This window comes from Salinicola sp., from assembly GCF_982684285.1.
Map to the genome: position 1 here is coordinate 1 of NZ_CEXLVS010000291.1, position 4,602 is coordinate 4,602.

Below are 4,602 nucleotides of genomic sequence, written 5' to 3' on the forward strand. Positions count from 1 at the left end.
CTCTCCGGGCTGATCACCGAAGCCGACTGGCGGCACTGGCGTGCTCACGACATCCAGCCCTATCTCGACGTGGCGCTGGAAGCGTTCGGTGAGGAGCGGCTGCTGTTCGGCTCCGACTGGCCGGTCTGCCTGGTGGCCGGAAGCTATCACGACGTCCTGGCGCTGATCGATGACTGGGCCACCCGACGCGGGCTCGACAAGAAAGCGCTGTTCGGCGGCAACGCTCGACGCCTGTATGGCTTGAAGATGCCTGATGTGCGCTCGCTGAACGCTCCCGACAACGATAAAGAGCCCGGCACATGAACCTGGAAATCCAAGACAACGTCATCATCGTCACCGGCGGCGCCTCCGGCATCGGGGCTGCGATCAGCGAAGCGCTGGTCGCCGAGGGGGCGATACCGATCATCGTGGCGCGCGACGAACCGCCGGCGGAATGGCTGGCGAAGCTCCGCGAAGCCGGCAGCATAGAGTTCATCGCCACGGAGCTGACCGACGACGAAGCCTGCCGCTCGGCGGTGGCCCGGATAGTCGACCGGCATGGGCGGCTCGATGGGCTGGTCAACAACGCCGGGGTCAACGACCGGGTCGGGCTCGAGGCCGGGGTCGAGGCGTTCCAGGCCTCGCTGGACCGCAATCTGCTCCACTACTACGCCATGGCGCATCACAGCCTGCCCCACCTGCGGCGAAGCCGTGGCGCCATCGTCAATGTCGCCTCCAAGACCGCGCTCACCGGCCAGGGCGGTACCAGTGGTTACAGCGCGGCCAAGGGTGGCCAGTTGGCGCTGACCCGGGAGTGGGCGGTGAGCCTCGCCGGCGACGGCATTCGCGTCAACGCGGTGGTGCCGGCCGAGGTCATGACCCCGCTCTATCGCCGCTGGATCGACAGCTTCGACGACAGCGAGGCCCGCCTCGCCGCCATCACCGCCACGATTCCCCTCGGCCAGCGCATGACCGAGCCCCGGGAGATCGCCGACAGCACGCTGTTCCTGCTGTCGCCACGGGCGTCCCACACCACCGGTCAGTGGCTGTTCGTCGACGGCGGCTACGTTCATCTCGATCGCGCCATGACGGCGCCTTCGGCAACGGATCGGCAAGGCTGACGAACGGAGGTCGAAGACATGCGTTACTGCCTGGCGCTGGACCTGGCCGAAGACGACGCCGCGATTGCCGAGTACGAGCGCCGACACCGGGAGGTCTGGCCGGAAGTCGAATCACACCTGCGCGACTGCGGGGTGGAAAGCCTGGAGATTTTTCGCTTGGGCTCGCGACTGGTCATGGTCATGGAAACCGATGACGACCGATTCAGTTTCGACGCCATGGCCGCCGCCGAGCGTGACAACCCGGCGGTGCAACGGTGGGAGGCGGAAATGTGGCGCTACCAGCGCCCGACGCCCTGGACGGAGGAGAACAACAAATGGCAACCCATGACGCCAATCTACCGCTTGGGCGCGGCATGAAAGCCCCGGCAGCCACGCGCACGCGCCACCTGCGCAAGTGGGGCCTACCGGTGGAGACGCTGGTGCTCGGCCTCACGCTACTGCTATGGGTGGTGATGGCGCTGACGACCTCGACCTTTCTGACGACCAATAACGTGGTCAACATTCTGCGCCAGGTGTCGATCGACAGCATCATCGCCTTCGGCGTGCTGTTCCCGATCCTGATCCGCGGTATCGATCTGTCGGTGGGCTCGGTGGTGGCGCTCTCCGGCGTCGTCTGCGCGACGCTGCTGACCGCGGGCGTGCCGATTCCCCTCGCCATTGCGCTGACGCTCGTACTCGGCGTGGCAATCGGCTCGCTCAACGCCTTCTCCGTCTACCGCCTCGGCATCCCGGCCTTCATCATCACCCTCGCCGGCCTGCAGGCGTTTCGCGGTGGCGCCTTCCTGGTCAGCGACGGCACCAGCGTGTTCGGCCTGCCCAAGGCGCTCTCCGCCTTTGCCCGCGCCGAGTGGCTCGGCATTCCGTCGCTGTTCTGGAGCATGCTGGTCATCGGCGTGGTGCTGCACTTCATCCTCAGCCGTACGCGCACCGGACGCTACATGATCGCCATGGGCAGCAACCACGAGTCCGCCCGCCGCGCAGGGATCAACATCAAGCGCATCGTCTTCTTCGCCTACATCGTCAGCTCCGTCACTGCCTGCATCGCCGGCATGCTGCTGATGGCGCGCATGAGCATCGGCTCGCCCACCGCCGGGGTCGCCTACGAGCTCAACGCCATCGCCGCCGCCGTGGTGGGGGGCGCCAGCCTGTTCGGCGGTCGCGGTAGCGTACTCGGCACCTTCATCGGCGCCCTGCTGTTCGCCACCATCGCCAACGCCGCCAACCTGCTGGGCATCGACTCGTTCTGGCAGATGGTCGCGACCGGGGTTCTCATCGCCGCGGTCGTCTATGTCGACAACCTGCATAAGCGCCGCCAGAGCGGCGTGAAATAGGAGACCGACCATGTCGCTACTCGAAGTCAGGGATCTCAAGAAACGCTTCGGTGCCGTGGAAGTCCTCTGCGGGGTCGACCTCACCCTCGACGCCGGCGAGGTGCTCGCCGTGGTGGGTGACAACGGCGCCGGCAAATCGACGCTGATCAAGCACATCTCCGGCGTCTACCGCCGCGACAGCGGCGACATCGCCCTCGGTGGCAAGGCGGTGGCATTCGACTCCCCCAAGGAGGCGCGCCGCGCCGGCATCGAGACCGTCTATCAGGATCTGGCGCTGGCCGACGAACTCTCGGTGGGCGCCAATATCTTCCTGGGGCGCGAGCCGGTCCGCCGCTGGCTCGGCCTGCTGCCGGTGATCGATCGCGGGCGCATCCTGCAGGAGACGCAGCGGCTGATCGATAGCATCGAAAGCCACATCCCCGATGGCGCCAGCACGGTCGCGGGGTTGTCCGGCGGGCAACGCCAGGCCGTCGCCATCGCGCGCGCACTCTACTGGGATGCCAAGGTGGTGATCCTCGACGAGCCCACCGCCGCGCTGGCGGTGATGGAGCGGGAGAACGTCATCAAGCTATCGCGAATGCTCGCCGCCAAGGGCGTCGGCGTGATCTACATCGGTCACAACCTGGTGGAGATCCTGGAAGTCGCCGACCGCATCGCGGTGATGTATCGCGGCCGCATCGTCCACGTCGCGCGATCCGAGGAGACCACCCAGGAGGAGCTGATCAAGTACATGACCGGCTACAGCGAACGCCGGGAGAGCGCCGCCTGAACGCGGCACTCCATTTCGAAAGGCAGCAACGACCGCAGGACCCGAAGACCAACCACAATATGCGGAGAACGCTCATGCCAAGCCACACGCCACGCTCACGTCGACTCGCCCCGCTCGCCCTCGGCGTTGCGCTCGCCGGGCTCTCGACCAGCCCGCTCGCCAGCGCCCAGGACGCCGACATCACCATTCCGGTGGTGATCAAGGCGACCACCGCCTCCTACTGGCAGGCGGTGTTCGACGGCGCCCACCAGGCAGCCGACCGTCTCGGCATCCAGATCGAGGAGCTGGGGCCGGCCAACGAGACCGAGGTCGCCCGCCAGATCTCGATCATGGAGAACCTGATCAGCCGCAAGCCCACGGCGATCGTCCTCGCCCCGGTTTCCACCGATGCCATGGCCGGTCCGGTGGAGAGCGCGACCGCCGCCGGCATTCCGGTGGTGATCATCGACTCCGGCGTCGACACTGATCGCTACGCCTCGTTGATCGCCACCGACAACTTCGCCGCGGGCCAGCGCGCCGGACATGCGCTGGCCGAGTGTATCGAGCGGACCAACGGCGAGGCTTCCGGTCAGGTGGCGTACCTGCGCACCAACCCCAACGGCGAGTCGCTGGTCTCCCGTGACAACGGCTTCCTGGATGCGATCGGCGAGTACCCGGACATCGAGGTGGTCGACAATCGCGTCGCCAACAACGACACCACCAAGGCGATGAACGATACCCTCGACCTGCTCAATCGCTACCCCGAGCTCAAGGGCATCTTCGCCGACAACCAGCTGATGGGAGACGGTGCCGGTACCGCCTTTGCCGAACAGAGCGCGGACGACGTCTGCCTGGTGGCCTTCGACTCCAGCGAGCTCGAGGTGGATTTCCTGCGCCAGGGCGTGATCGATTCCCTGGTCGTCCAGGATCCCTACATGATGGGGTACTCCGGGGTGTGGTTCGCCTACGCCGCGTCCCAGGGCGTCGCGCTACCCAAGAGCGTCGACACCGGCGTCCACGTCGCGACCACCGAGAGCGTCGACGAACCCGACTTCACCGGCCTGCTCGACCCCAAGCAGCGCAAGTTGACGCCCTATCTGGCACCGACCGCGACTGCGGCAGGCGACGAGTAACCCGAGCCGGGGCCGAGCCCGCCGAGTCGGGCCGGCCCCTTCGATCGATCTTACGCCCGGCGATTTGGGTACCCCGCCGGGCCGACCGTCCACGCAATGGTCCGACCTTTGTTCCTTTGGCATACGAGGTCGGCGTTTCAGGAGTCCACACATGCAAGTCGTCGTCTGTTCGAAGCCCGGCGAGATGGCCGTCATCGACCGGCCGGTGCCCGATTGCGGGCCCGGCGAGGCGCTGGTGGCGATTCGCCGTATCGGCATCTGCGGCACCGATATTCACGCCTTCGGCGGCA

Annotated in this window: 6 protein-coding genes; all 6 read left to right on the forward strand. The window is 66.7% G+C overall.

Going from position 1 to position 4,602, the window contains the following annotated elements; all coding sequences use genetic code 11:
• The coding region (locus tag AC3AYF_RS18405; protein WP_295041131.1) for an amidohydrolase family protein at positions 1–303 on the forward strand (303 nt) is incomplete at its 5' end.
• A complete protein-coding gene (locus AC3AYF_RS18410) occupies positions 300–1,100 on the forward strand; it encodes an L-fucose dehydrogenase (RefSeq protein ID WP_295041130.1) in 801 nt (266 codons plus the stop codon). The genes AC3AYF_RS18405 and AC3AYF_RS18410, both read left to right, overlap by 4 nt.
• Positions 1,101–1,118: 18 nt before the next feature.
• Positions 1,119–1,457 carry an L-rhamnose mutarotase gene (locus AC3AYF_RS18415; protein WP_295041129.1) on the forward strand — a complete coding sequence of 113 codons (339 nt, stop codon included), beginning with the start codon at positions 1,119–1,121 and terminating at the stop codon, positions 1,455–1,457.
• A complete protein-coding gene (locus tag AC3AYF_RS18420) occupies positions 1,415–2,431 on the forward strand; it encodes an ABC transporter permease (RefSeq protein WP_295041128.1) in 1,017 nt (338 codons plus the stop codon). Before AC3AYF_RS18415 ends, AC3AYF_RS18420 begins: the two co-directional genes overlap by 43 nt.
• Positions 2,432–2,441: 10 nt before the next feature.
• Positions 2,442–3,200 (forward strand): ATP-binding cassette domain-containing protein, encoded by a 759-nt coding sequence (locus AC3AYF_RS18425; protein WP_295041127.1) that lies wholly within the window; start codon positions 2,442–2,444, stop codon positions 3,198–3,200.
• A gap of 74 nt (positions 3,201–3,274) precedes the next feature.
• The gene (locus tag AC3AYF_RS18430) at positions 3,275–4,312 is read left to right on the forward strand and encodes an ABC transporter substrate-binding protein (RefSeq protein ID WP_149433777.1); all 1,038 of its coding nucleotides are present in this window, start codon (positions 3,275–3,277) and stop codon (positions 4,310–4,312) included.
• The last annotated feature ends 290 nt before the right edge of the window (positions 4,313–4,602 follow it).

Bases quoted from the DNA above. Each gene is read 5' to 3' on its own strand.
- AC3AYF_RS18410 (WP_295041130.1), top strand. From the start codon at position 300: ATGAACCTGGAAATCCAAGACAACGTCATCATCGTCACCGGCGGCGCC.
- AC3AYF_RS18415 (WP_295041129.1), top strand. From the start codon at position 1,119: ATGCGTTACTGCCTGGCGCTGGACCTGGCCGAAGACGACGCCGCGATT.
- AC3AYF_RS18420 (WP_295041128.1), top strand. From the start codon at position 1,415: ATGGCAACCCATGACGCCAATCTACCGCTTGGGCGCGGCATGAAAGCC.
- AC3AYF_RS18425 (WP_295041127.1), top strand. From the start codon at position 2,442: ATGTCGCTACTCGAAGTCAGGGATCTCAAGAAACGCTTCGGTGCCGTG.
- AC3AYF_RS18430 (WP_149433777.1), top strand. From the start codon at position 3,275: ATGCCAAGCCACACGCCACGCTCACGTCGACTCGCCCCGCTCGCCCTC.